The 22,133-nt window shown below is 71.8% G+C and carries 19 protein-coding genes and 2 tRNA genes; 15 read left to right on the top strand and 6 right to left on the bottom strand.

Going from position 1 to position 22,133, the window contains the following annotated elements:
* Window positions 1-28 precede the first annotated feature (28 nt).
* Both QFZ50_RS08730 and QFZ50_RS08725 read right to left on the bottom strand, forming a co-directional pair.
* Window positions 29-1,603 (bottom strand): putative bifunctional diguanylate cyclase/phosphodiesterase, encoded by a 1,575-nt coding sequence (locus tag QFZ50_RS08730; protein ID WP_307083437.1) that lies wholly within the window; start codon window positions 1,601-1,603, stop codon window positions 29-31.
* A gap of 422 nt (window positions 1,604-2,025) precedes the next feature.
* Window positions 2,026-3,066, bottom strand: a complete 1,041-nt coding sequence (locus QFZ50_RS08725; RefSeq protein ID WP_307083435.1) for a hypothetical protein — start codon at window positions 3,064-3,066, stop codon at window positions 2,026-2,028.
* 207 nt (window positions 3,067-3,273) lie between these two features.
* On the opposite strand from QFZ50_RS08725, the gene QFZ50_RS08720 reads away from it, so the two are divergent.
* The 8 genes from QFZ50_RS08720 to QFZ50_RS08685 all read left to right on the top strand — a co-directional run bounded on the left by QFZ50_RS08720 (window position 3,274) and on the right by QFZ50_RS08685 (window position 10,903).
* The gene (locus QFZ50_RS08720; protein WP_307083434.1) at window positions 3,274-3,414 is read left to right on the top strand and encodes a hypothetical protein; all 141 of its coding nucleotides are present in this window, start codon (window positions 3,274-3,276) and stop codon (window positions 3,412-3,414) included.
* A 201-nt stretch (window positions 3,415-3,615) separates the two neighbouring features.
* Window positions 3,616-4,389, top strand: a complete 774-nt coding sequence (locus QFZ50_RS08715; RefSeq protein WP_307083433.1) for a fumarylacetoacetate hydrolase family protein — start codon at window positions 3,616-3,618, stop codon at window positions 4,387-4,389.
* Window positions 4,390-4,468: 79 nt separating this feature from the next.
* Window positions 4,469-5,977: a glutamate--tRNA ligase gene (gene gltX / locus QFZ50_RS08710; protein WP_307083432.1), complete on the top strand. Its 1,509-nt coding sequence runs from the start codon at window positions 4,469-4,471 to the stop codon at window positions 5,975-5,977.
* Between the two features lie 3 nt (window positions 5,978-5,980).
* Window positions 5,981-6,772: an HAD family hydrolase gene (locus QFZ50_RS08705; RefSeq protein ID WP_307083431.1), complete on the top strand. Its 792-nt coding sequence runs from the start codon at window positions 5,981-5,983 to the stop codon at window positions 6,770-6,772.
* Between the two features lie 69 nt (window positions 6,773-6,841).
* A tRNA-Gln gene (locus tag QFZ50_RS08700) sits at window positions 6,842-6,913 on the top strand.
* 67 nt (window positions 6,914-6,980) lie between these two features.
* A tRNA-Glu gene (locus QFZ50_RS08695) sits at window positions 6,981-7,053 on the top strand.
* 158 nt (window positions 7,054-7,211) lie between these two features.
* Window positions 7,212-9,011: a dynamin family protein gene (locus QFZ50_RS08690; RefSeq protein WP_307083430.1), complete on the top strand. Its 1,800-nt coding sequence runs from the start codon at window positions 7,212-7,214 to the stop codon at window positions 9,009-9,011.
* Complete coding sequence (locus QFZ50_RS08685) at window positions 9,008-10,903, top strand: GTPase (RefSeq protein ID WP_307083429.1); 1,896 nt, start codon at window positions 9,008-9,010, stop codon at window positions 10,901-10,903. The genes QFZ50_RS08690 and QFZ50_RS08685 overlap by 4 nt, the downstream gene beginning before the upstream one ends.
* A gap of 36 nt (window positions 10,904-10,939) precedes the next feature.
* Here the strand turns inward: QFZ50_RS08685 and QFZ50_RS08680 are convergent, their stop codons facing one another.
* The 3 genes from QFZ50_RS08680 to QFZ50_RS08670 form a co-directional block, all read right to left on the bottom strand.
* Window positions 10,940-11,587, bottom strand: a complete 648-nt coding sequence (locus tag QFZ50_RS08680; RefSeq protein ID WP_307083427.1) for an MBL fold metallo-hydrolase — start codon at window positions 11,585-11,587, stop codon at window positions 10,940-10,942.
* A 68-nt stretch (window positions 11,588-11,655) separates the two neighbouring features.
* Window positions 11,656-12,243 carry a DUF1697 domain-containing protein gene (locus tag QFZ50_RS08675; protein ID WP_307083425.1) on the bottom strand — a complete coding sequence of 196 codons (588 nt, stop codon included), beginning with the start codon at window positions 12,241-12,243 and terminating at the stop codon, window positions 11,656-11,658.
* Between the two features lies 1 nt (window position 12,244).
* A complete protein-coding gene (locus QFZ50_RS08670) occupies window positions 12,245-13,012 on the bottom strand; it encodes an IclR family transcriptional regulator (RefSeq protein WP_307083423.1) in 768 nt (255 codons plus the stop codon).
* Window positions 13,013-13,153: 141 nt separating this feature from the next.
* Between QFZ50_RS08670 and leuC the strand changes: the two genes are divergently transcribed.
* From leuC to QFZ50_RS08640, 6 genes are all read left to right on the top strand, one after another.
* A complete protein-coding gene (gene leuC, locus QFZ50_RS08665) occupies window positions 13,154-14,635 on the top strand; it encodes a 3-isopropylmalate dehydratase large subunit (protein WP_307083421.1) in 1,482 nt (493 codons plus the stop codon).
* 9 nt (window positions 14,636-14,644) lie between these two features.
* On the top strand, window positions 14,645-15,244 hold the full coding sequence (gene leuD / locus QFZ50_RS08660; protein WP_307083419.1) for a 3-isopropylmalate dehydratase small subunit: 600 nt from the start codon (window positions 14,645-14,647) through the stop codon (window positions 15,242-15,244).
* Window positions 15,245-15,448: 204 nt separating this feature from the next.
* Window positions 15,449-16,798 (top strand): UDP-N-acetylglucosamine 1-carboxyvinyltransferase, encoded by a 1,350-nt coding sequence (gene murA, locus QFZ50_RS08655; protein ID WP_307083417.1) that lies wholly within the window; start codon window positions 15,449-15,451, stop codon window positions 16,796-16,798.
* Between the two features lie 13 nt (window positions 16,799-16,811).
* Window positions 16,812-17,594 carry a lysophospholipid acyltransferase family protein gene (locus tag QFZ50_RS08650; RefSeq protein ID WP_307083415.1) on the top strand — a complete coding sequence of 261 codons (783 nt, stop codon included), beginning with the start codon at window positions 16,812-16,814 and terminating at the stop codon, window positions 17,592-17,594.
* Complete coding sequence (locus QFZ50_RS08645; protein ID WP_307083413.1) at window positions 17,591-18,616, top strand: NAD(P)H-dependent glycerol-3-phosphate dehydrogenase; 1,026 nt, start codon at window positions 17,591-17,593, stop codon at window positions 18,614-18,616. The genes QFZ50_RS08650 and QFZ50_RS08645 overlap by 4 nt, the downstream gene beginning before the upstream one ends.
* The gene (locus tag QFZ50_RS08640; protein ID WP_307083411.1) at window positions 18,613-19,755 is read left to right on the top strand and encodes a D-alanine--D-alanine ligase family protein; all 1,143 of its coding nucleotides are present in this window, start codon (window positions 18,613-18,615) and stop codon (window positions 19,753-19,755) included. The genes QFZ50_RS08645 and QFZ50_RS08640 overlap by 4 nt, the downstream gene beginning before the upstream one ends.
* 23 nt (window positions 19,756-19,778) lie before the next feature.
* On the opposite strand, the gene QFZ50_RS08635 is transcribed toward QFZ50_RS08640, so the two are convergent.
* Window positions 19,779-20,867 (bottom strand): YeiH family protein, encoded by a 1,089-nt coding sequence (locus QFZ50_RS08635; protein WP_307083409.1) that lies wholly within the window; start codon window positions 20,865-20,867, stop codon window positions 19,779-19,781.
* A gap of 118 nt (window positions 20,868-20,985) precedes the next feature.
* Here QFZ50_RS08635 and QFZ50_RS08630 point away from each other — a divergent pair, with 118 nt between their 5' ends.
* Window positions 20,986-22,098 (top strand): glycosyltransferase, encoded by a 1,113-nt coding sequence (locus QFZ50_RS08630; RefSeq protein ID WP_307083408.1) that lies wholly within the window; start codon window positions 20,986-20,988, stop codon window positions 22,096-22,098.
* The last annotated feature ends 35 nt before the right edge of the window (window positions 22,099-22,133 follow it).

Below are 22,133 nucleotides of genomic sequence, written 5' to 3'. Positions count from 1 at the left end.
GGGGCGCCGTTCCCGTCCCGGGGCGGGGTCAGCGCGAGGCCGCCGGCTCCGGGCCGTCGATCTCCTCGCCCACGCGCAGGTAGCGGGTCGTGGCGAGGAGGGCGCCAGCCTCGTCCGCCGGCATGGGGCGGCTGAAGTAGTATCCCTGGCCACTCGCGCAGCCCAGCTCCCGGAGCTGCTTCGCCTGCTCGCGGGTCTCGATGCCCTCGAACACGGCCTCGAGGCCCGCGGCGCGGATGAGCTGCAGGATCGCCGCGACGAACTCGAGCTGGCCGGGACGCGTGTTGAGTTCGGTGAGCAGGGAGCGGTCCACCTTCACCATGCTGACGGGCAGCTCGCGCAGGTAGCTGATGGACGAATAGCCCGTGCCGAAGTCGTCGATCTCGATCCCGACGCCGAGCTGCTGCAGGCTCAGCAGCGAGTACATCTCCACCTCGCCGCGCGTGACGATCGCCGTCTCGGTGATCTCGACCACCAGGTTGCGGGACGGGAGGTCGAGCTCGCGGAGCAGGGTCCGGATGGAGTCGACGAGGTCGAGCTGCTTGAGCTCGACGGCGGACAGGTTGACCCGCAGCTGGAAGTCGTCGTCGAGCGGGAAGTCCCGGCGCCATCGGGCCAGCTGGTGCAGCGACGTGGACATCACCCAGCGGTCCAGGTCGTGGATGACCCCGATCTCCTCGGCGAGCGGGATGAACGTGTCCGGCGGGATCAGGCCGCGCAGGGGATGCTGCCAGCGCACCAGGACCTCGACGCCGAGGATCCGGTGGGTGGCGAGCTCCACCACCGGCTGGTAGTGCAGGACGAGTTCGTTCGAGCTGATGGCCCCGCGCAGTTCCGCTGCCATCTGGCTGCGGAGCTGCCGCGAGTAGAGCATCACCGGCTCGAACAGCTTGATGATGCTGCGGCCCTCACGCTTGGCCGCGTACATGGCCGTGTCGGCGTCGAGCAGGAGTTCGTCCGCCGTCTGGTCCGCCGTGCCGAGACGCACGCCGATGCTCGCGCGCGCATGCACGTAGAGCGAGTCGAGGCGGATGTGCTCGCCGAGGACCTCCAGTGCCCTGCGTGCCACGTGCATGGCGGTGTCCTTGGTGGCGCCGGGCAGCAGGATCGCGAACTCGTCGCCGCCGAGGCGAGCCACGACGTCGGTCTCGCGGACCACGCTGTTGAGCCGGGAGGCCACCTCCTGCAGCACCCGGTCGCCCGCGTCGTGCCCGAAACGGTCGTTGACGTTCTTGAAACTGTCGAGGTCCAGCAGCAGCAGGGCGGGAGGCTGGGTCCCCCTGGCGGCCTGGCTGAGGGCCTCCTCGATGGCGTCCATCAGCGCCACACGGTTGGCGAGACCGGTGAGGGCGTCGGACATCGCCATCTTCATCATGTCCAGGTGGGCCTGCCGGAGCATCGCGGTACGGCTCTCCACCCGCTTCTCGAACTGTTCGTAGACCTGTTCGAGCTCCTCGGCGAGCAGGTTCACGCCGGTGATCACGGCGTCGACCTCGTCCCGGGCGGTCGAGGGCTCGATCCGGCTGCTGAGCTCGCCCCGCGACAGGCGGACGATGCTCTCGACGAGCATCGCGAGCCGGGGGTCCTTGTGTTCAGCGCTCATCGGATCCAGCGTACAGTCCGAGTGCCGCTCCCCGGGCGAGCCCGCCCGGGCGTTGCGTGGTCCGCGGTGCGGACGAAGACCGTCGTCATGCGTTGCCCCCAGGCTGCCGCCGTCCAACAGAGGGCGCCTCGACCGGGGCAGGCGGGCCGGTCGTGCGGCGGGCACCATCCGGCCCCTGGTCCACGTGACGGGGCAAGACTAGCACCGCGCGGCGGCGCTCCTCCCGGGCGGACCGCCGCGCCGGGCGCGCGGACCCCGCGCGGGAACGGCGGCACGCAAGGAAGCCCCGACCGGGTGGGAGTAATGGGGGAAAACGCCCAGCCCGATCGGGGCTCGAAGATCAACCTACGCGAGGTCGGGCAGGCGGGGCGCCGCCCAGTCGACCCCAGAATTCGCTTGACATCCGGGAACCGCCCGAGGGGTCAGCTCGGCACCTCCTGGATGCCGCGGATCAGGGCGTGGGCCGCCGACGCCCTGTCCTTGGCGCCCGACTGGAGGAACAGGCCCTCGCTCACCCTGAAGTTGCCGAGAGCCTCGGCCCTGCTGCCGCGTGCCGACAGCGCCTGCCCGAGCAGGAAGTGGGCCTGGGCCGCCATATGCGAGGCGAGCAGGTGCTTCTTCGCGATGATGTCGGCGAGCTGGTCGACGGCCGCGTCCAGCTGCCCGGTCAGGACCAGCCACTGCGCGCGGGTCAGCTTCAGTTCCAGCCGGTCCCGCTCCGTCCCGCCGACGATCGAGCTCGCCAGCTCGGCGCGCTCGATGCATTCGAGCGTCTCGGGCCCGATGGCACCGGCCGCGAGCCGCAGCGACGCCGACGCACGGTTGAAGCGCGCCCACAGGTCGAGGTCGTTGGTGGGGGACAGGTTCTCGGCTGCCAGCCGGTGGTACGCCACCCCCTCGTCGACATGTCCGAGGAGGAACGCCACATTGCCGATCGTCCAGTAGGACTGGCCGACGTATCGGCTGGCGGGCTGGAGCGGCAGGAGGTCGACGAGGGCGAGGCACTCCTGCCAGGCGGCCTCCAGCTGGTCGCTGTCGGCGAGGGCGGCGACCAGGGCGTGGCGGGCATCGATCTCGACATTGACGTCGTCGTGGCTTCCCGCCGCGTCCCTCACGCCCTGTCGGGCGGCGGCGACGGCGAGTGCCAGGTCCCCCGTGCCCTGCAGGGCGAGCGAGGAGAGCGTCGACACCTTCGCGCTCAGGGCCTTGGACCGCTCGGTCAGGGGGTGCTTGCCCAGGATCTCGGCGGCCGCCCACGACTCCTGCATCTTGCCCTGCTTCCGGAGGCACTCCGACACGAGGAAGCTGGCGTTCCACCAGCCGAGCTCGTCCGAGGCCAGCAGGGCGGCGGAGGCGAGTTCCTCCGCGAGATGCTGCGCGTTCTCGTAGTCCCGCTGGTTCCACGCATCCCGTGCCCGGAGCTCGAGCAGCAGTCGTTGGCCGGCGGCTTCCTCGTCAGTCATGCGCACCTACGGCTTTCCACGTGATCGGGTGTCGCCCCCCATTATTCGGAATCATCCGGGCCGCGACCATCCGCGCAGAGAAATGTTCAAAAAAATCTTTGAATATGTTACTAAAGTGACTGGTGTGGCTTACGATGATTATCGAACCGCTCGTGTTATAGGGCGGGACTCCACTAGACTGTCGACCGAGCCCTAAGGACAAACACCATGAAGCGCTTTACCTCCGCATTCCTGCTCGCAACGCTCCTCGTCACCGGTGGGGCTGCCGCAGCCAACGCCGCCCCTGCGAAGACCGGCGTCGTAGCACCCGTCTCCTCGCTCGACCGCGTGAACAACTGGCCCGGTTAAGCACTCTCGGCCGGACTCGGCGATCCGTTAGGGATTTCCGTCAGGCCGCAGCGTGTCAGGCCACCTGATGCAGTACCGGCACCGCGGGCACCCTCTTGGGGGAGTGCCCGCGGTACGTCGTTAAGGTGCGTCGGCGAGCCGGTTCCGGCGCCGCCGGTGCGCACGCTCCCGGACGCAACTGCGCAGGCTAGGCTTGGCCGCATGCGAATTGCACGCTTTGTCGTAGATGATGACCCATTGTTCGGCGTCGTGGAAGGGACCCCCGGGAGCGAGGAGGTCGCCGTCATCCAGGGCGACCCGTTCTACGGCGGCGTCCAGCTCACCGGCGTCCGCCACGCGCTCGAGGACGTCCGGCTCCTGGCTCCCGTCATCCCGCGCAGCAAGGTGGTGGGCGTGGGCCGGAACTACGCCGACCACATCCAGGAGATGGGCAGCGAGACGCCGGCGGCGCCGCTGATCTTCCTCAAGCCCAACACCTCCGTCATCGGACCCGGCGATCCCATCATGCTGCCGTCCTTCTCGGACCAGATCTCCTACGAGGCCGAACTGGCCGTCGTGATCGGCCGGATCTGCAAGGACGTCCCGCTCGAGCGCGTCGACGACGTCGTCTTCGGCTACACCTGCGCCAACGACCTCACAGCACGCGACGTCCAGAAGACCGACGACCAGTGGGCGCGCGCCAAGGGCTTCGACACGTCGTGCCCCATCGGCCCCTGGATCGAGACCGACCTCGACCCCGAGAACCTGACCATCCGCGGGAGCCTCGACGGCGACCTCCGCCAGGACGGCTCCACGAGCGACATGATCTGGGGGGCGCGCGAACTCGTGGCCTACGTCTCGCAGGCCTTCACCCTCCTGCCCGGGGACCTCATCCTCACCGGCACGCCCGCCGGCGTCGGCCTGATCACCGACGGCCAGCGCTACGACGTCGACATCGAGGGCATCGGGCGCCTGTCCAACCCGGCCCGCCGCTGATCCAGCCGCCGCGCGTCCGGGGGGCCGGGCGCGGCGCCGCGCGGCCGGTCATGATGCTCCCACCTAGACTGGGAGCATCATGACTACTGCCGCAGATCTCCCCACCGTCACCGATGCCACCCCCGTCCGGGTCCGATTCTGCCCGTCCCCGACGGGCACGCCCCACGTGGGGCTGATCAGGACGGCGCTGTTCAACTGGGCGTACGCGCGCCACACGGGCGGGAAGCTCGTCTTCCGCATCGAGGACACCGACGCCGCCCGCGACAGCGAGGAGAGCTACCAGCAGCTCCTCGAGGCGATGACCTGGCTGGGCATCGACTGGGACGAGGGCGTGGAGGTGGGAGGGCCGCACGCGCCGTACCGCCAGTCGCAGCGCGGCGACCTGTACCGGGACGTCATCGAGCGCCTCGTCGCAGCCGGCCACCTCTACGAATCCTTCTCCACGCCCGAGGAGGTGGAGGAGCGGCACCGCGCGGCGGGCCGCGACCCCAAGCTCGGGTACGACAACCACGACCGCACGCTGACCGAGGAGCAGAAGGACGCCTTCCGGTCCTCCGGCCGGCCCGCCGTCCTGCGCCTGCGGATGCCCGACGACGACATCACCTTCACCGACCTCGTGCGCGGCGACATCACCTTCCGCGCCGGCAGCGTGCCGGACTTCGCCGTCGTGCGCGCCAACGGCGCGCCGCTCTACACCCTCGTGAACCCCGTGGACGACGCCCTCATGGGCATCACGCACGTGCTGCGCGGGGAGGACTTGCTCTCCTCCACGCCGCGCCAGGTGGCCCTGTACCGAGCGCTGATCGACATCGGGGTGGCCCGGTACATGCCCCTGTTCGGGCACCTGCCCTACGTCATGGGCCAGGGCAACAAGAAGCTGTCCAAGCGGGATCCGGAGTCGAACCTCTTCCTCCACCGCGAGCGCGGCTTCATCCGGGAAGGTCTGCTCAACTACCTGTCCCTGCTCGGCTGGAGCCTGTCGGCGGACGAGGACATCTTCTCCGTGGAGCAGCTCGTCGAGAAGTTCGACGTCCGCGACGTCCTCGCCAACCCCGCCCGGTTCGACCTGAAGAAGGCCGAGGCGATCAACGGCACGCACGTGCGGCTCCTCGACCCCGCCGAGTTCCGCAGCCGGCTCCTGCCCTATCTGGTCGCCGCCGGCGTCATCGGTGACGCTCCCACGGACGAGGAGCTGCGCATCGTGGCCGAGGCCGCCCCCCTCATCCAGGAGCGCATCACCCTGCTCGGCGAGGCACCCGAGATGATCGGGTTCCTGTTCAAGGCCGACGACGCCGTCGACATCGCCGAGGACGCCCGCAAGGGCTTGCCCGAGAACCTCGGCGAGGTGCTCGACGCGACCCTGGACGCCCTGCAGGCCGTGGACGCGTGGGACGCGGAGTCGCTGCAGGCGGCCCTCCGGGGAGCGCTCGTCGACACCCTCGGGCTGAAGCCGAGGCTGGCCTTCGGCCCGGCGCGCACGGCCATCTCGGGGCGCAGGATCTCGCCCCCGCTCTTCGAGTCCATGGTCATCCTCGGGCGCGAGTCCTCGGTCGCGCGCCTGCGCGCCCTGCGCGAGACGGCAGGCTGAGCCGTGCCGGGCCCGGCCGACGAACCGACGGCGTCGCAGGCGGACCCCGTGGAGGGGGTGCTGTTCGACATCGACGACACCCTCGTGGACCTCGAGCAGGCCATGGGGCACGTCCTGCAGGCGATCCCCGATCCGGCGCTCAGCCACCTGGGGGATGACGACTGGGTGCGCTACAAGGCGCTGTACACGACGGATCCGCAGCGGCACTACGACCGCTTCCTCGCCGGCGAGCTCACCTTCGAGGAGCAGCGCGTGCACCGGGTCCGGCATGCCCGTGCAGGGTTCACCCCGGAGCCGTTCCTGGGGCGTGTGGCCGAGGCGTGGGTGCGGGACTACGAGCAGCTGCTCCCGCAGCACTTCCGTGCGTACGACGACGTCGTCCCGCTGCTGGACGCGCTGGAGGCACGGGGGATCCCCTACGGCGCTGTCAGCAACAACGTGCACGACTACCAGCGGGCAAAGCTCGACCGGGCCGGGCTCCAGCGGATCGGGGTGCTCGTCGGCATCGACACGGTCGGGGTCGCCAAGCCGGACCCGGCCATCTACCGCGAGGGCGCGCGCCTGATCGGTGCCGCGCCGTCGCGCACGCTGTACGTCGGCGACAACCGGCTGGTGGACGCGGTGGGGGCACGGGACGCCGGGCTGATCGGCGTCTGGCTCGATCGCACGGGTGCCGGCAGGGACCGCGGGGTCGACTCGGGGACCGGGGCGGCCACGGGCGCCGAAGGCGTTCCCGAGGTGCCTTGCATCGCCGGGCTGGCGGCCGTTTTGCAGTTCCTGCCCTCTGTCCGGTAAAGTTATTTCTCGGCGCGGAGCGGTTACGCGGCCGGAGCCCAGCACGATCGGGCCTTCGGGAAGTGCCATTGGGGTATGGTGTAATTGGCAACACACTGGTTTCTGGTACCAACATTCTAGGTTCGAGTCCTGGTACCCCAGCGCGGTTCCGTCCTTCCGGACGGGATGGCACGAGCAGTAAAAAAGAAGTAGTAGGATGGAAAGTACTGGCCCCATCGTATAGCGGCCTAGTACGCTGCCCTCTCACGGCGGTAACGCGGGTTCGAATCCCGCTGGGGTCACAACCGGACAGTCCCGGACATCACCACGATGTCCGGGACTTTCTGTTTCCCGGCCCGACCCGCTCCGCAGGGTCTCCGCAGGGTCTGCTCCGCAGGGTGTGCCGGGGCGCGGCGCCCCTTGGCGCCGCTCGGCGGGACGCGGCTGGCATGATGGAGCCATGAGCGCACCCTCCCCGGCCGGCGAAGCCCGCGCGCTGCCGCCGCTGCTGCGGGACGTGAGCGGCGCACTCGATCATCTCGCCTTCCCCCTGGCGCTCCCGGCCTCCGCCGCCGCACGCACCTCGACCGAGGCCGCGCGTGCGCAGCTCGCCGACTACATCCTCCCGCGCCTGGCCAGCCTCGACGCGCCCCTCGTGGCAGTCGTCGGCGGCTCGACGGGAGCGGGCAAGTCCACACTGGTCAACGCCCTCGTGGGCCGCCCCGTCTCCGCGACGGGCGCCGTCCGGCCCACCACGCGCCGCCCGCTCCTGCTCCACCACCCGGATGACGCCGGCTGGTTCGACGACGACCGGGTGCTGCCCTCCCTCGCCCGGGTCCGCCTCGGGGGCGACGACGGGACGGCCGGCGAAGCATCGGCCTCCCCCGGGGGACCCTCGCACCACCCCGCGACCGGCCAGGGGGCGGACACGCTGCTGCTGCGTCCCACGCCGACGCTGCCGGCCGGCCTCGCGCTGCTCGACGCTCCCGACGTCGATTCGATCGCCGACGAGAACCGCCGGCTCGCCGGCCAGCTCCTGGCGGCAGCCGATCTCTGGCTCTTCGTGACGACGGCCAACCGCTACGCGGACGCCGTCCCCTGGAAGCTGCTGGCCGAGGCCGGACGGCGTGACGTGCTGGTGGCGATCGTGCTCGATCGGGTACCGCCCGGCGTCGAGGAGGAAATCAGGAGCGACCTGCTCACCCTCCTGTCCGCCGAGAACCTCGGTCACGCCCCCATCTTCGTGATCCCCGAGCTGCCGCTCGGACCGGCCCGCATGCTGCCGGCCGATGCCGTCGAACCCATCACCCGGTGGCTGCAGGCCCTCGCCACCGACGCCGAGGGCCGGCGCGACATCGCCCGGCGCACCGTGCAGGGAGCCATGCGTGCCCTGGCGGAACGTGTGGACGGGATCGCGGAGGCGGTGAGCGAGGAACAGGCGGCCGGGGACGAGCTGCGGGCGGCAGCGGACGGCGCCTATCGCGAGGCGCTGCGCGCCGTGCTCGCCGCGACCGAGGACGGCCGGCTGCTGCGCGGCGAAGTGCTCGCCCGCTGGCAGGACTTCGTGGGCACGGGCGAGTTCATGCGGGGGCTCGAGTCGAGGATCGGGCGGGCCCGCGACCGCGTCAGCGCCTTCTTCACCGGCCGCCCCGCCCCGGCCGCGACCGTGGCCGAGGCCATCGGCAGCGGCCTGCAGACCGTCGTCGTCGAGCAGGCGGCCCGCGCCGACGAGTCGACACGGCGGCGATGGCGGAGCGACGCAGCGGGCCGGGTCCTCCTGGAGGGCATCGCTCCCTGGCATGCCGATGCCGTCTCCGCGGAGGTGGCACGCGAGATCCGCGCCTGGCAGGAGGACCTCCTGCGGCTGGTCCAGGCCGAGGGCGCCGACAAGCGGTTCACGGCCCGCATGCTGTCCTTCGGCGTGAACGGCATCGCCGTCGCGCTGATGGTGGTGGTCTTCGCCTCGACCGGGGGGATCACGGGCGGGGAGCTCGGGATCGCCGGTGCCTCGGCGATCGCGGGGCAGAAACTGCTCGAGGCGGTCTTCGGGGACGACGCCGTCCGCCGCCTCACCGCCACGGCACGCGAGGACCTGTCGGCCCGCGTGGAGGGGCTGTTCCGCCAGGAGCGGGAGCCCTTCGACCGCAGCCTCGAGCCCCTGGCCCGTCAGACGCCGGCGGAGACCCTGCGTGTCCTCGCCCGCCGGCTCCGCACGGCCCTGCCCCCGGGACAGCGCGCCGCGGCCGGGGACGGCGCATGAGCCGACACCGGGGAGCGACGGCGGAGGCGCCGCTCGCCGAAACCCTCACCGGCGTGCTCGAGGACCTGCAGGCGGCCTACTGGCTCGGCACGGACCGGCTGCCCGAGGAGCACCTCGCGCGGCTGCACGCCACCCTGGACCGCGCCGGCAGCCGCCGCTCACTCTCGGCCGACCACACGGTCGTCGGGGTGTTCGGGCCCACCGGCAGCGGGAAATCGTCGCTCGTGAACGCCCTGAGCGGCACCGACGTCGCCCGGGTGGCCGCCCGGCGTCCCACGACCTCCGAGCCGCTCGCCCTGGTCTGGGGGCGGCAGGGGAGCGACGAGCTGCTCGACTGGCTCGGCGTCCGCGTGCGGGTCGAGCTCCCCGACGGCGCCCCGCTGGCCGGATCGCCCGGCACGGCGCAGGACCCACGGGCCGGGGCGGACGCTCCGCCCCCCGCGGCACAGGCGGCCGGCGAGGAGCCGCGCACGCCCGACGACGCCCCGTCCGGCGCCGCCGTCGCGGCGCCGGCAGGATCGACCGCCCCCGGGATCCGGGCGGACGCTCCGGGCGAGGGGCGCCGGGGACTCCTGCGCTGGCGGCGGCGCGGCAGAGCGGCATCGCCGGTGGCCCCCGAGGCGCCGGCCACGGCATCGCCCGCCCGTGCGTCCGGGCCCGCGGCCGGGCTCATCCTCCTCGACCTCCCGGACTTCGATTCGACCGCCCTCGTGCACCGCGAGATCGTGGAGCGGCTCTCGGGGCAGGTCGACGTGCTGCTCTGGGTGGTCGATCCCCAGAAGTACGCCGACGCGGCACTCCACCACGGATTCCTCCGCGGACTCGCCCACCACGACGCCGTGACCCTGGTGGCCCTGAACCAGGCGGACCGCCTCCAGGCGCAGGACCTGGAGGAGGTCACGGCGTCGCTCCGGGGCATCCTCGCCGGCGAGGGACTGCAGGACGTCGCCGTCGTCCCGGTCTCCGCGCTGACTCGTCAGGGGGTGGGCGACCTCGCCCGGGTGATCGGCGACCTCGTCGGAAGCCGCGCCGCGGCCGGCCGCAGGATTGCTGCTGACGCCGCGCGGGCCGCGGACGACCTCCTCCCCTTCGCGGCGGAGGAGCCCGTGGCAGGGCCCTCCGAGGAGGTGCGGGCGGTGCTGGCGGAGGAGCTGGCGTCCGCGGCCGGCGTGCCCGTCGTCGTCGACGCCGTCCGGTCGTCCTACCGCCGCGATGCCCACGCTGCCATGGGCTGGCCCGTCACGCGATGGCTCGGGGCGTTCCGGCCGGACCCGCTGCGCCGGCTGAACCTGCGGCGGCAGGACGTGGTGCCCGAGGTGCGGCGCTCGTCGCTCCCGCTGAGCAGGCCGGCCCAGCGGGCGCGCGCCGACCAGGCACTGCGGGTCTTCGGCGACGAGGTCGCCCGCGGCGTCGTGGAGCCCTGGCGCACGTCCATCCGCGACGCCGCCCGCGGCACCGCGGACGACCTCACGGACGCGCTCGACTCCGCCGTCACGGCTGCCGACCTGGAGACCGGACGGCGCGCCTGGTGGGCGGTCTTCGGTGTCCTCCAGTGGGTCGCCTTCGCCGCGCTCGTCGCAGGGCTGGCCTGGCTCGGCGTCCTCGCCGTGCTCGGCTTCCTCCAGCTGCCCGCCGTCGACGTCCCGCGCGTCGAGGGGTTCCCGGTGCCCACCCTGCTCATCGCCGGCGGCGCGGGAGCAGGCATCCTCCTCGGAGTGCTCGCTGCGCTGCTCGCCCGGTGGGGTGCGGCCCGTCGCGCGGCACGGGTACGACGGCGGCTGTTCGCCGCATGCGCCCGCGCGGCGGAGGGCACCGTCGTGGCCCCTGTCGAGGCCGAGGTGGACCGGTGCAACCGGTTCCGTGACGCCGTTTCCCGAGCGCGCCGGGCCTGAGGACCACCCGCCGGAGGACGCGGCGGCCCGGCGGCGTCAGCGGGTGGCCGACGTGACCCTGGCGACGGGATCGTGTCCCGAGCAGATCCACTCGACCGAGCCCGAATCGATGCGCTCGGCCAGCAGCCCCACGGTGGCCGCCGCCGTCGGTTTGTCGTCGATGAAGATCGCGGCGAAGTCGCCGACACCGCCGCCGGCCGACACCCTGGCCGCGTCGCCGGTGAAGAGCACGCCGCGCCACTGGTAGGCCACATGGCCCGGCGTATGGCCGGGCGTCGGGAAATAGGCGAGCGCGGGGAAGATCTCGCCGGCGCCGGTCAGTTCCCGCGCGCCGGCGGGGAGTGCCACGCGGACCAGGCGCTGCAGCACCTTCCGGAACAGGGTGTGCGGCGTGCGGCGGCCGCGCAGGATGTCCGCGTCGGCGGCGCCGATCCACACGGTCGCCCCGAGGGCCTCCTGGAGCCGCTGCGCGGCCTGTGCGTGGTCGACGTCGTAGTGGGTGAGGACGATGTCCGTGACCGGGCCGGTCGTCGCCTCGCCGGCCCGCAGCTCGGCGATCACGCCGTCGGACCCGGAGGACATGCCGGGGTCCACCACCGCGGTGCGGGCGGCGCCCACCACCACGAAACCGTGGGACCCCTTCTGCCGGTCGAGCTGGTAGCAGTCCTGGGCGATGAGGCGCATGGGTGTCCTTCGGCTGGTCAGGGCGGGTGTTCGAACACTACCAACCCGGGGCCCCGCCCGACCGCGGCTCAGCCGAGCAGGCGCAGCACCTTCTCCACCGTGTTGATGTTCCGGGTGGTCGACGTCGCGGCGAACCGGGCGCGCGCGAGGAGGCGGGCGAGCGGGACGTCCGTGGACCGGCCCTTGGGGGCGAACCACCCGATGGCCGTACCACCGTCGAGCACCACGGGCTGCAGCTCGTGGGCCTCCCGGAGGAAGGCCGCGAGCTCGTCCGTCCCGGTGAACAGGGTGACGTAGGTGTGGACCGGCCCTGCGCCGCCGGGCGGCTGCGGGACGGACGCGGCGATCGCACCGAGCTCGGCGCGTTCGGTGACGATCACCCAGGCCGTGTAGCCGAAGCGTGCGCCGAGGGCCTCCTCGACGGTCCGCTTCAGGTCCAGCGGTCCGAGGGCGGAGGAGCAGGTGACGTTGCCGCTGGCGAGGACCGTCGCGACGTCGGCGACGGGCAGCCCAGCGAGCAGATCGCGCAGTTCCGCCATGCGGACCGTCACGCCACCGACGTTGACGCCGCGCAGGAAGACGGCGTACCGGTGGAGCGGCACGGCGGGCTGAGCCCGGGCGGGGGCTTGTTTTCCGGCGGGGAGGTCAGCCGGCATGTCAGCCGGCCTGTCCGTCCGCGGATCCGTCCCCGTGACCGTCCGCGTGTCCTTCGGACGCCGATCCGACGGCGAGGGTCAGCTGGCGCGCCGCGTCGGAGACGACCTCGGCATGGATGCGGCCCGGCTGCCGGGTGAGGCGCTCCATGGGGCCGGAGATCGACACGGCCGCGATCACCCGCCCCGAGGGACCGCGCACGGGCGCGGAGACGGACGCGACGCCGGCCTCGCGCTCGCCGAGGCTCTGCGCCCACCCGCGCCGCCGCACCCCGGCGAGCACGGTCGGCGTGAACCGCGCGTTCTGCAGTCCCATGAGCAGGCGGTCGTGGTCCTCCCAGGCGAGCAGGCACTGGGCGGCGGACCCGGCCTTCATCGACAGCTGGGTGCCAACGGGGATGGTGTCCCGCAGCCCCACGGGCCGCTCCGCCGAGGCGACGCAGACCCGCCAGTCACCCTGCCGGCGGAACAGCTGGGCGCTCTCGCCCGTCGCGTCCCGCAGGGTGAGCAGGACGGGCCCCGCCGCGGCGATCAGCCGGTCCTCGCCTGCCGCCGAGGCGAGCTCCACGAGGCGGCTGCCGAGGACGAAGCGACCCTGGATGTCCCGGCCCACCAGACGGTGGTGGGCGAGGGCCAGGGCCAGCCGGTGCACCGTGGGCCGTGCCAGCCCTGTGGATGCGACGAGCTGGGCGAGGGTGGTGGGGCCCGCCTCGAGGGCGTCGAGTACCAGAGCGGCCTTGTCGATCACGCCGACTCCACTAGAATTGTCCATAGGATGATACTGCCGTCTCATTATCTGAGACGCAACCCGTCGGGCTGGCCCTCGTCGCCGGGCGCTGGTTGAGTGGCAACCACATTGGTCCTATCGGGCCCCACCGGGCCCGGTTCGCCGGAACAGAGAAGGACGATCGTCATGGGCAAGACACTGGCAGAGAAGGTCTGGGACGCGCACGTGGTCCGCAAGGGCGACGTCGTCGGCGCCGAAGCGCAGCCCGACCTCCTCTACATCGACCTGCACCTGGTGCACGAGGTCACCTCGCCCCAGGCGTTCGAGGGGCTCCGCCTCGCCGGACGGCCGCTGCGCCGGCCCGATCTGACGATCGCCACCGAGGACCACAACACGCCGACGCTCGACATCGACAAGCCGATCGCCGACCTCACGAGCCGCACGCAGATCGAGACCCTGCGCGCCAACTGCCGGGAGTTCGGCGTCCGCCTGCACTCGCTCGGCGACGCCGAGCAGGGCATCGTCCACGTGGTCGGACCGCAGCTCGGACTCACGCAGCCGGGCCTGACCGTCGTCTGCGGCGACTCGCACACCTCCACCCACGGGGCCTTCGGAGCGCTCGCGATCGGCATCGGCACCTCCGAGGTGGAGCACGTCATGGCCACGCAGACGCTCTCGCTGAAACCCTTCCGGACCATGGGCGTCACGGTCGAGGGGACCCTGAAGCCGGGTGTCACGTCGAAGGACATCATCCTCGCGGTCATCGCCAAGATCGGCACGGGGGGTGGCCAGGGCTACGTCCTGGAGTACCGCGGCTCGGCCATCCGCTCGCTGTCCATGGAAGCGCGCATGACCATCTGCAACATGTCCATCGAGGCCGGGGCGCGCGCCGGCATGGTGGCACCGGACGAGACGACCTTCGCGTACCTCAAGGGCCGCCCCCACGCCCCCGAGGGCGCCGACTGGGACGCTGCCGTCGCCGACTGGCGGGAACTGCGCACCGACGACGACGCCGTCTTCGACGCCGAGGTGTTCCTCGACGCGAACGAGCTCGAACCCTTCGTCACCTGGGGGACGAACCCCGGCCAGGGGGTCTCGCTCTCGCAGGCCGTGCCCTCGCCCGACGACTTCGCGGACGAGAACGACAAGGCAGCCTGCAACCGGGCGCTGGACTACATGGCCCTCGAGCCGGGCACCCCGATGAAGGACATCCGGGTGGACACGGTGTTCCTCGGCTCGTGCACCAACAGCCGCATCGAGGATCTGCGCATCGCCGCGGACATCATCCGGGGGCGGCAGAAGGATCCCGCCGTGCGGATGATGGTGGTGCCGGGCTCGGCCCGCGTCCGGCTGGAGGCCGAGGCCGAGGGGCTGGACCGGGTGTTCAAGGACTTCGGCGCCGAATGGCGGTTCGCCGGCTGCTCCATGTGCCTCGGCATGAACCCGGACCAGCTGGCGCCGGGGGAGCGGTGTGCCTCGACGTCGAACCGGAACTTCGAGGGGCGCCAGGGCAAGGGCGGGCGGACCCACCTCGTCTCGCCCGTCGTCGCCGCCGCGACCGCCGTGCGCGGCACCCTCAGTTCGCCGTCGGACCTCGATCCGCTGCCCGGCACCGGTGCCCGCCCTGCCACCCGTCCTGCCGCCGATTCCACCGTCCCCGCCGCCTAGGAGCCCGCCATGGAGAAGATCACCACGCACACCGGCATCGGCGTCCCGCTGCGCCAGAGCAACATCGACACCGACCAGATCATCCCCGCGGTGTACCTCAAGCGGATCACGCGCACCGGGTTCGAGGACGCGCTCTTCGCGGGCTGGCGCAAGGAGGAGGGCTTCATCCTCAACCGGGAGCCCTACTCCCGCGGGACCGTCCTCGTCGCAGGACCCGATTTCGGCACCGGCTCCTCCCGCGAACACGCCGTGTGGGCGCTGAAGGACTACGGCTTCCGGGCCGTCCTGTCCTCCCGGTTCGCGGACATCTTCCGCGGGAACTCGGGCAAGCAGGGGCTCGTGGCGGCGCAGGTCGCCCAGGACGACATCGAGCTCATCTGGAAGATCCTCGAGAACGAGCCGGGCACCGCGGTGACCGTGGACCTCGCCTCCCGCACCGTCCAGTGCGGATCGGTGAGCGCCCCTTTCCAGATCGACGACTACACGCGGTGGCGCCTGCTGGAGGGGCTCGACGACATCGGGCTGACCCTCCGCCAGGAGGAGCACATCACTGCGTTCGAGGCGCGCCGGCCGTCCTGGAAACCGACCACCCTGCCCGCACGCTCCTGAGTGCACGCACACCGGATGTCGTGCTCGTCACGTACGGTTTCGGTGTCCGGAAGGAATGACGACGCACCCGCGCTGGTTCTTCCCAAGAGAACAGGGAGTGCGCGACGTACCCTTGAATTTCTGTCCGCCGCACGGTGCTCCTATGCTTGGTACGAGCATTTTCGAGTCCGCGGGGGGTTCAACGTATGAGGGAAATAGGTATTCATGGGTAGCGTTCTGACCATCCGCGGGGGCATCCCGCTGACCGGCAAAGTATCCGTCCGCGGTGCGAAGAACCTGGTTCCGAAGGCGATGGTGGCCTCCCTGCTGGGTAGCACGCCGTCCGTCCTGCGCAATGTCCCGGAGATCAAGGACGTCGACGTCGTCACGAGCCTGCTGCAGCTGCACGGCGTGACGGTGACCAAGGACCCCGTGACGGGCGACCTCACGATGGACCCGATCAACGCGAAGATGGCGATGTCCAAGGACATCGATGCGCACGCGGGTGACTCGCGGATCCCCATCCTCTTCTGCGGGCCCCTGATGCACAGCATCGGCGAGGCCTTCATCCCCGACCTCGGCGGCTGCAAGATCGGCGACCGCCCGATCGACTACCACCTCGAGGTCCTCCGCAACTTCGGCGCCGTCGTCGACAAGCGCCCCGGTGGTATCTCCATCTCCGCGCCCAAGGGGCTCCACGGGGCGAAGCTGACGCTGCCCTTCCCGAGCGTCGGCGCCACGGAACAGGTGCTCCTCACCGCGATCCGCGCCGAGGGCATCACCGAGCTCTCGGGTGCCGCCGTGGAACCCGAGATCATGGACCTCATCGCCGTGCTGCAGAAGATGGGCGCCATCATCACCGTGCAGACCGACCGCGTCATCCGGATCGAGGGCGTCGCGGAGCTGACCGGCTACAACCACAAGGCCATCTCCGACCGCAACGAGACGGCGTCGTGGGCGTCCGCGGCCCTGGTCACCAAGGGGGACATCTACGTCGAGGGCGCGCGCCAGCTCGACCTCACCGCCTTCCTCAACACGTACCGGAAGATCGGCGGGGCCTTCGACGTGGACGACGAGGGCATCCGCTTCTACCACCCCGGCGGCGCACTGAAGCCGCTGGTCCTGGAGACGGACGTGCACCCCGGCTTCATGACCGACTGGCAGCAGCCCCTCGTCGTCGCCCTAACGCAGGCGTCCGGCGTGTCGATCGTCCACGAGACGGTCTACGAGCAGCGCTTCGGCTTCACGGAGGCCCTGATCCGCATGGGCGCCAACATCCAGCTGCACCGCGAGTGCCTGGGCAGCGTCCCGTGCCGCTTCGGCCAGCGCAACTTCCTCCACTCGGCCGTCATCTCCGGGCCCACGCAGCTGCACGGCGCGGACATCGACATCCCCGACCTCCGTGGCGGCTTCAGCCACCTCATCGCGGCCCTCGCGGCCGACGGCGTCTCCCGCGTCACCGGGATCGAGCTCATCAACCGGGGCTACGAGCGCTTCCAGGACAAGCTCGAGGGCCTGGGTGCCGACTTCGACGTCACGGAGGACGCCCCGGTTCCCGCCGTGGCCTTCTCCTAGGCGGCCCGGGCAGATGGGGGAGTCACGCGGCTCACGGGCCATGTTCATGTTCCTCGCCTCCTGGGTGAGGCCGGTGATGAATGCGCTCATGGACAAGGAGTGGCACGGGCAGGAGAAGCTGCCCCGCGGGACGGGCATCATCGTCTGCCCGAACCACGTCACGGAGATCGATCCGGTCGTGGTGGGGCACTTCCTCTACAACCAGGGGATCATGCCGCACTTCCTCGCGAAGGCGTCGCTGTTCGAGGTGCCGGTCATCGGGGCGATCCTGCGCACCATCGGGCAGGTGCCGGTGGAGCGGAGCTCGGCGGGCGCCAACCGTTCGCTCGAGGCCGCGCGCGCAGCACTCGCCGACGGCGGCGGCATCATCATCTACCCGGAGGGCACGCTCACGCGCGATCCTGACATGTGGCCCATGAAGGGCCGCACCGGTGCTGCACGCCTCGCACTCCAGACGGGAGCCCCCGTGGTCCCGATCGCGCACTGGGGTGCGCAGGAGGTCTTCCCCCGCTACGCGAAGCGCTTCTACCTCTTCCCGCGCAAGCGCTCCCGCGTGCTCGTGGGCGAGCCCGTGGACCTCTCCGACCTCTCCGACGCCCCGCTGACCAGGACCACGCTCGACGCCGCCACCGATCGCATCCTCGATGCGATCACGGACCTGCTGGCGCAGCTCAGGGGCGAGGAGCCGCCCGCGGAGCGCTGGGACCCCGCGCAGAAGCAGCAGAAGCCGACCGGCCGCCACTTCGAGGCCCCGGACGACGGCCCCGACGCCTCGCCGACCGGAGGACGGTCATGACCCCGGCACCCGCGAAGATCGCGGTGCTCGGTTCCGGCAGCTGGGGGACGACCTTCGCCAAGGTCCTCGCCGACGCCGCCGACACGCCCGTCATGCTCTGGTCGCGGCGCCCCGAGGTGGCCGACGAGATCACCGTGGAGCACAGGAACTCGCGGTACCTCGGTGACACGCGCCTTCCGGCCAACGTGTCCGCGTCCACCGACATCGCCGCCGTCCTGGCCGGGAGCGACCTCGTGGTCATCGCCGTCCCCGCCCAGACGCTCCGGGCACAGCTCCCGGCCTGGCGCCCGCTCATCCCGGGCACCGCCGTCGTCGTCTCCCTCATGAAGGGCCTCGAGGTGGGCACGGATGCACGGATGAGCGAGGTGATCGCCGAGGAGCTCGGTCTGCCGGCGGAGCGCATCGCCGTGCTCTCCGGACCCAATCTGGCCATGGAGATCGCCCGCGAGGAACCGACGGCGTCCGTCGTCGCGTGTCCGGACCACGACACAGCGGCGTGGATCGCCGCTGCGTGCACGGCCTCCTACTTCCGGCCCTACACCTCCACCGATGTGATCGGCGTGGAGATCGGCGGCATCGTCAAGAACGTCATCGCCCTCGCCGTCGGCATCTGCGAGGGGCGGCGCATGGGTGACAACACGAAGGCGTCCGTGATCACGCGGGGGCTGGCCGAGACGACGCGCCTGGCGGTGGCGCTCGGCGGGAAGGCCGAGACGCTGGCGGGGCTCGCGGGCATGGGCGACCTGATCGCCACGTGTTCCTCCGCCCTGTCCCGCAACCACACCGCGGGCCACCTGCTGGGCCAGGGCCTGACCCTCGAGCAGGTGACGGTCCGCATGAACCAGACCGCCGAGGGCATCAAGTCCGCGCACGCGGTCCTCGACTCCGCCACCAAGCTCGGCGTGGACATGCCCATCACCGAGAGCGTCGTGGCCGTCCTCCAGGGGCACCTGTCCGTGAACGACCTCGGGCCGCGCCTGCTGTCCCGCAACCTCAAGCCGGAAGGCGATCCCGCTCCGTGACCACCGAGACCTCCGCCCCCACCCGCAAGCCCCGCGTCCTCGTGCTCTTCGGGGGCCGCTCGAGCGAGCACTCCGTCAGCTGCGTGACCGCGGCCGGCGTCCTCGAGGCGATCGACCGGACCCGCTACGACGTCGTGCCTGTCGGGATCACCAGATCCGGCCAGTGGTCGCTCGTCTCGGCGGATCCGTCCGCCTGGTCGCTGCGCTCCGACGTCCTGCCCGAGGTCACCGCGACCGAGCAGGCCGTGGTCATGGGGACCGCGACCGGGGGCGGCTCCGGCCGGGAACTGCTCGTCGCCGCGCCCGGTTCCGTGCCCGAGAGCCTCGGCGGCGTCGACGTGGTGCTGCCGCTCCTGCACGGGCCGTTCGGCGAGGACGGAACGCTCCAGGGCATGCTCGAGATGGCCGACATGCGCTACGTGGGCGCGGGTGTCCTCGCGTCCGCCGTCGGGATGGACAAGCACTACATGAAGGTCGTGTTCGCCGCCGCCGGGCTCGAGGTGGGCCCCTACGAGGTGATCACCGACCGCCAGTGGCGCAGCGACCCCGACGCCTGCGCGGCGCGCGCCGCGGGCCTCGGCTTCCCGCTCTTCGTCAAGCCGTCCCGGGCCGGCTCCTCCATGGGCATCAGCCGGGTCGAGGACGCGACCGGGATCAGGGACGCGGTCGAGGCCGCCCGTGCCTTCGACCCGAAGGTCGTCGTCGAGGCAGGCATCGAGGGCCGGGAGATCGAGGTGGCGGTCCTGCAGGGGCGCGGCCTCGCGGCGCCGCGCACGTCGCTGCCGGGGGAGATCGCGATCCAGCCCGGCGACCACGCCTGGTACGACTTCGAGGCCAAGTACGTCGACGGCGCCGCGGCCGAGCTCTCCTGCCCGGCGGACCTCCCGCCGGACATCCTCGAGCGCGTGCAACGGCTCGCGGGCGAGGCCTTCGACGCGATCGGCGGTGAGGGCCTCTCGCGCGTGGACTTCTTCTACACGCCGGACGGCCGCCTGGTCATCAACGAGATCAACACCATGCCCGGGTTCACGCCCATCAGCATGTACCCGCAGATGTGGGCGAAGTCCGGTCTCGGCTACACCGAACTGATCGACGAACTGATCGGCCTCGCGCTCGACCGGACCACGGGACTGCGCTGACCCGGTCCGCGCCGTCGGCGTGGTCACCCCGCCAGGAGGACCCCGACGAGTGATCCGCCCGCGAGCAGCACCGTCGAGAGGGCGCCGACGACGGCGAAGCGTCCCCCCGTGCGCAGCAGCCGGCGCACGTCGATGCCCGCGCCGAGCCCGAACATGCCGGCCGCCAGCAGCACCGTGGTGACGGTACGGCTGCCGTCGAGGACAGGGAGCGGCAGGACCCCGAGCGAACGGACGGCCACCATGGCCAGGAAGCCCAGCACGAACAGGGGGACCACGGGCGGGCGGGCCGAGTTCCCGGGGACGATCCCCGTCCGGGCCGCCGAGGGTCCGGGAAGGCCGGCCCCGGCGGTCGGCTGATCCGCTCCCGCCCGGGCGGCGCGCCGTCGTTCGCCGAGGGACGCCACGGCGGCGACCGGCGCGAGCATCAGCACCCGGCCCAGCTTGACCACCGTGGCGACGGCGAGCGCCGTCGCTCCGGCCGTGCCGGCGACGGCCACGACCTGCGCCACCTCGTGCACGGCCAGCCCCGCCCACATCCCGAAGCGGTCCTCACCCAGCCCGAGGAGGCCGCCGAGCACGGGCAGGACGACGATCATGAGCGACCCGTAGAGGGTGACCATCGCGACCGCGCCGGCGGTCTCGTCGTCGTCGGCGTCCACGACGCCCTGCAGGCCGGCGATCGCCGAGGCGCCGCAGATCGAGAAGCCCGCTGCCATGAGGGTGGCTCCGGCGCGGGTGAGACCGAGCCGCAGGCCGAGGTGGAGGGTGAGGACATAGCTCAGGGCGACGCACGCGACGATCAGGCCGAGGACGGGCAGGCCCAGCGCCACGATGTCGGGCAGGGCGAGCTGGAGTCCCAGGAGGACGACACCGGCCCGCAGCAGCTTCTTCGTCCCCGCCGTCACACCCCGTCGAAGAGCCGGGGCGTAGAGGGTGGAGTTCGCGAACAGCACGCCGAGCACCAGCGCGATCACGAGGGCGCCGACGACGGACTGGACCGATCCGACCCAGAGCGCGACGGCCACGCCCGCGGCCACCACCGCCAGCCCCGGGGCCAGCGCCGCGGTCCGTGCCCGCACGCCGGCGGGACGCCCGGAGGGTGCTGGGGTCATGATCGATCACTTCCGGGCTGGACGGACGAAGGGAGGTTGCCTCCGATCATTGTTTCATGGGAGGGGGAGCAGTACGCTCGCCTTCCCGCCCGGTGGGGCCCCTCCCCGAGGTGATGACATGTCCACGTTCCTCTTCGCCACGCTCGATGCCGGCGGCAATCTCCCGCCGGCCCTGCTGATCGGCGCGGAGCTGATGCGTTCCGGTCACTCCGTCCGGTTCATGGGTCACCCGGCCCAGTCGGACGCGGTCCGGGCGACCGGAGCGGACTTCGTGCCGTACCGTTCGGCCGTGCCCATGACGCCGACGGTCGAGCTGCCGGCGCTGCGGGACATCACGATGATGCTGTCGGTGTTCACCGACGCCGGGATCGGCCGCGACGTGGTGACCGAGGCCCGCCGCGACCCGCCGGACCTGCTCGTCATCGACTGCCTCCTGTTCGGTGCCCTCGGTGCCGCCGCGAAAGAAGGGCTCGCCTACGTCTCACTGGTGCACAGCTTCTACGCCTTCTTCGACGGCCCCTTCCGGCGCAACCCCATCTCGGTCCTGGCGCGCCTGAAGGGCCTCGGCCCCCGTCAGGTCCTCGAGGGCGCGGACCTCGTGCTCGTGTGCGCGGATCCGGACCTCGATCCGGCCGGTCGTTCCCGCCGCTCCGGCAACGTGGTGTGGGCGGGAGCCGCGGTCGACGTGACCGCGCCGGCGACACCGCCCGCGCACCCCCATGTCCTCGTGAGCCTCAGCACCACGGCCTTCCCGGGACAGCCCGAGGTACTCCAGCGGATCCTCGACGCCGTCGCGGACCTGCCGATCGACGTGACCGTCACGACGGGGCCCGCTGTCGATCCGGGCCGGCTGTCCGCTCCGCCGAACGTCGCGGTCCACCGGTACATCCCCCACACCGAGGTCATGCCCCACTGTTCGGCCGTGCTCGGCCACGGCGGCCATGCGACGACGATGCGGGCCCTCGCCCACGGGCTGCCGATGCTGATCGTGCCGATGCACCCCATGCTCGATCAGCCGATGATCGGCAAGGTCGTGCAGGAGGCGGGTGCCGGGCTGGTGCTGGGGCGCAGATCGTCCGGGGCACAGATCGCCGAGGCCCTCATGACGATCCTCGACACGGACTCCTACGCGGCGGCCGCGGGCGCGATCGGTGAGCGCCTGCGCGCGGCGGGCGGAGCACGCACGGGTGCACTCCTGCTCGAGGGACTCGTCGAACGGGCCGCCGCCTGACCCCGGCGCGGCGCCCGAGGGGCCGCCGCGCCGGT

Origin of the sequence: Arthrobacter agilis (assembly GCF_030816075.1) — a bacterium.
Taxonomy (GTDB): domain Bacteria; phylum Actinomycetota; class Actinomycetes; order Actinomycetales; family Micrococcaceae; genus Arthrobacter_D; species Arthrobacter_D agilis_E.
This window is presented reverse-complemented; position numbering and strand designations above follow the sequence as displayed.

What these genes read in the sequence shown, in the direction of transcription:
- QFZ50_RS08685 (WP_307083429.1), top strand. Translation starts at nt 9,008, where the DNA reads ATGAGCCGACACCGGGGAGCGACGGCGGAGGCGCCGCTCGCCGAAACC.
- QFZ50_RS08630 (WP_307083408.1), top strand. Translation starts at nt 20,986, where the DNA reads ATGTCCACGTTCCTCTTCGCCACGCTCGATGCCGGCGGCAATCTCCCG.
- QFZ50_RS08635 (WP_307083409.1), bottom strand. Translation starts at nt 20,867, where the DNA reads ATGACCCCAGCACCCTCCGGGCGTCCCGCCGGCGTGCGGGCACGGACC.
- QFZ50_RS08675 (WP_307083425.1), bottom strand. Translation starts at nt 12,243, where the DNA reads ATGCCGGCTGACCTCCCCGCCGGAAAACAAGCCCCCGCCCGGGCTCAG.
- murA (WP_307083417.1), top strand. Translation starts at nt 15,449, where the DNA reads ATGGGTAGCGTTCTGACCATCCGCGGGGGCATCCCGCTGACCGGCAAA.
- QFZ50_RS08730 (WP_307083437.1), bottom strand. Translation starts at nt 1,603, where the DNA reads ATGAGCGCTGAACACAAGGACCCCCGGCTCGCGATGCTCGTCGAGAGC.
- QFZ50_RS08690 (WP_307083430.1), top strand. Translation starts at nt 7,212, where the DNA reads ATGAGCGCACCCTCCCCGGCCGGCGAAGCCCGCGCGCTGCCGCCGCTG.
- QFZ50_RS08720 (WP_307083434.1), top strand. Translation starts at nt 3,274, where the DNA reads ATGAAGCGCTTTACCTCCGCATTCCTGCTCGCAACGCTCCTCGTCACC.
- QFZ50_RS08725 (WP_307083435.1), bottom strand. Translation starts at nt 3,066, where the DNA reads ATGACTGACGAGGAAGCCGCCGGCCAACGACTGCTGCTCGAGCTCCGG.
- QFZ50_RS08670 (WP_307083423.1), bottom strand. Translation starts at nt 13,012, where the DNA reads ATGGACAATTCTAGTGGAGTCGGCGTGATCGACAAGGCCGCTCTGGTA.
- QFZ50_RS08680 (WP_307083427.1), bottom strand. Translation starts at nt 11,587, where the DNA reads ATGCGCCTCATCGCCCAGGACTGCTACCAGCTCGACCGGCAGAAGGGG.
- QFZ50_RS08650 (WP_307083415.1), top strand. Translation starts at nt 16,812, where the DNA reads ATGGGGGAGTCACGCGGCTCACGGGCCATGTTCATGTTCCTCGCCTCC.
- QFZ50_RS08645 (WP_307083413.1), top strand. Translation starts at nt 17,591, where the DNA reads ATGACCCCGGCACCCGCGAAGATCGCGGTGCTCGGTTCCGGCAGCTGG.
- leuD (WP_307083419.1), top strand. Translation starts at nt 14,645, where the DNA reads ATGGAGAAGATCACCACGCACACCGGCATCGGCGTCCCGCTGCGCCAG.
- gltX (WP_307083432.1), top strand. Translation starts at nt 4,469, where the DNA reads ATGACTACTGCCGCAGATCTCCCCACCGTCACCGATGCCACCCCCGTC.
- leuC (WP_307083421.1), top strand. Translation starts at nt 13,154, where the DNA reads ATGGGCAAGACACTGGCAGAGAAGGTCTGGGACGCGCACGTGGTCCGC.
- QFZ50_RS08715 (WP_307083433.1), top strand. Translation starts at nt 3,616, where the DNA reads ATGCGAATTGCACGCTTTGTCGTAGATGATGACCCATTGTTCGGCGTC.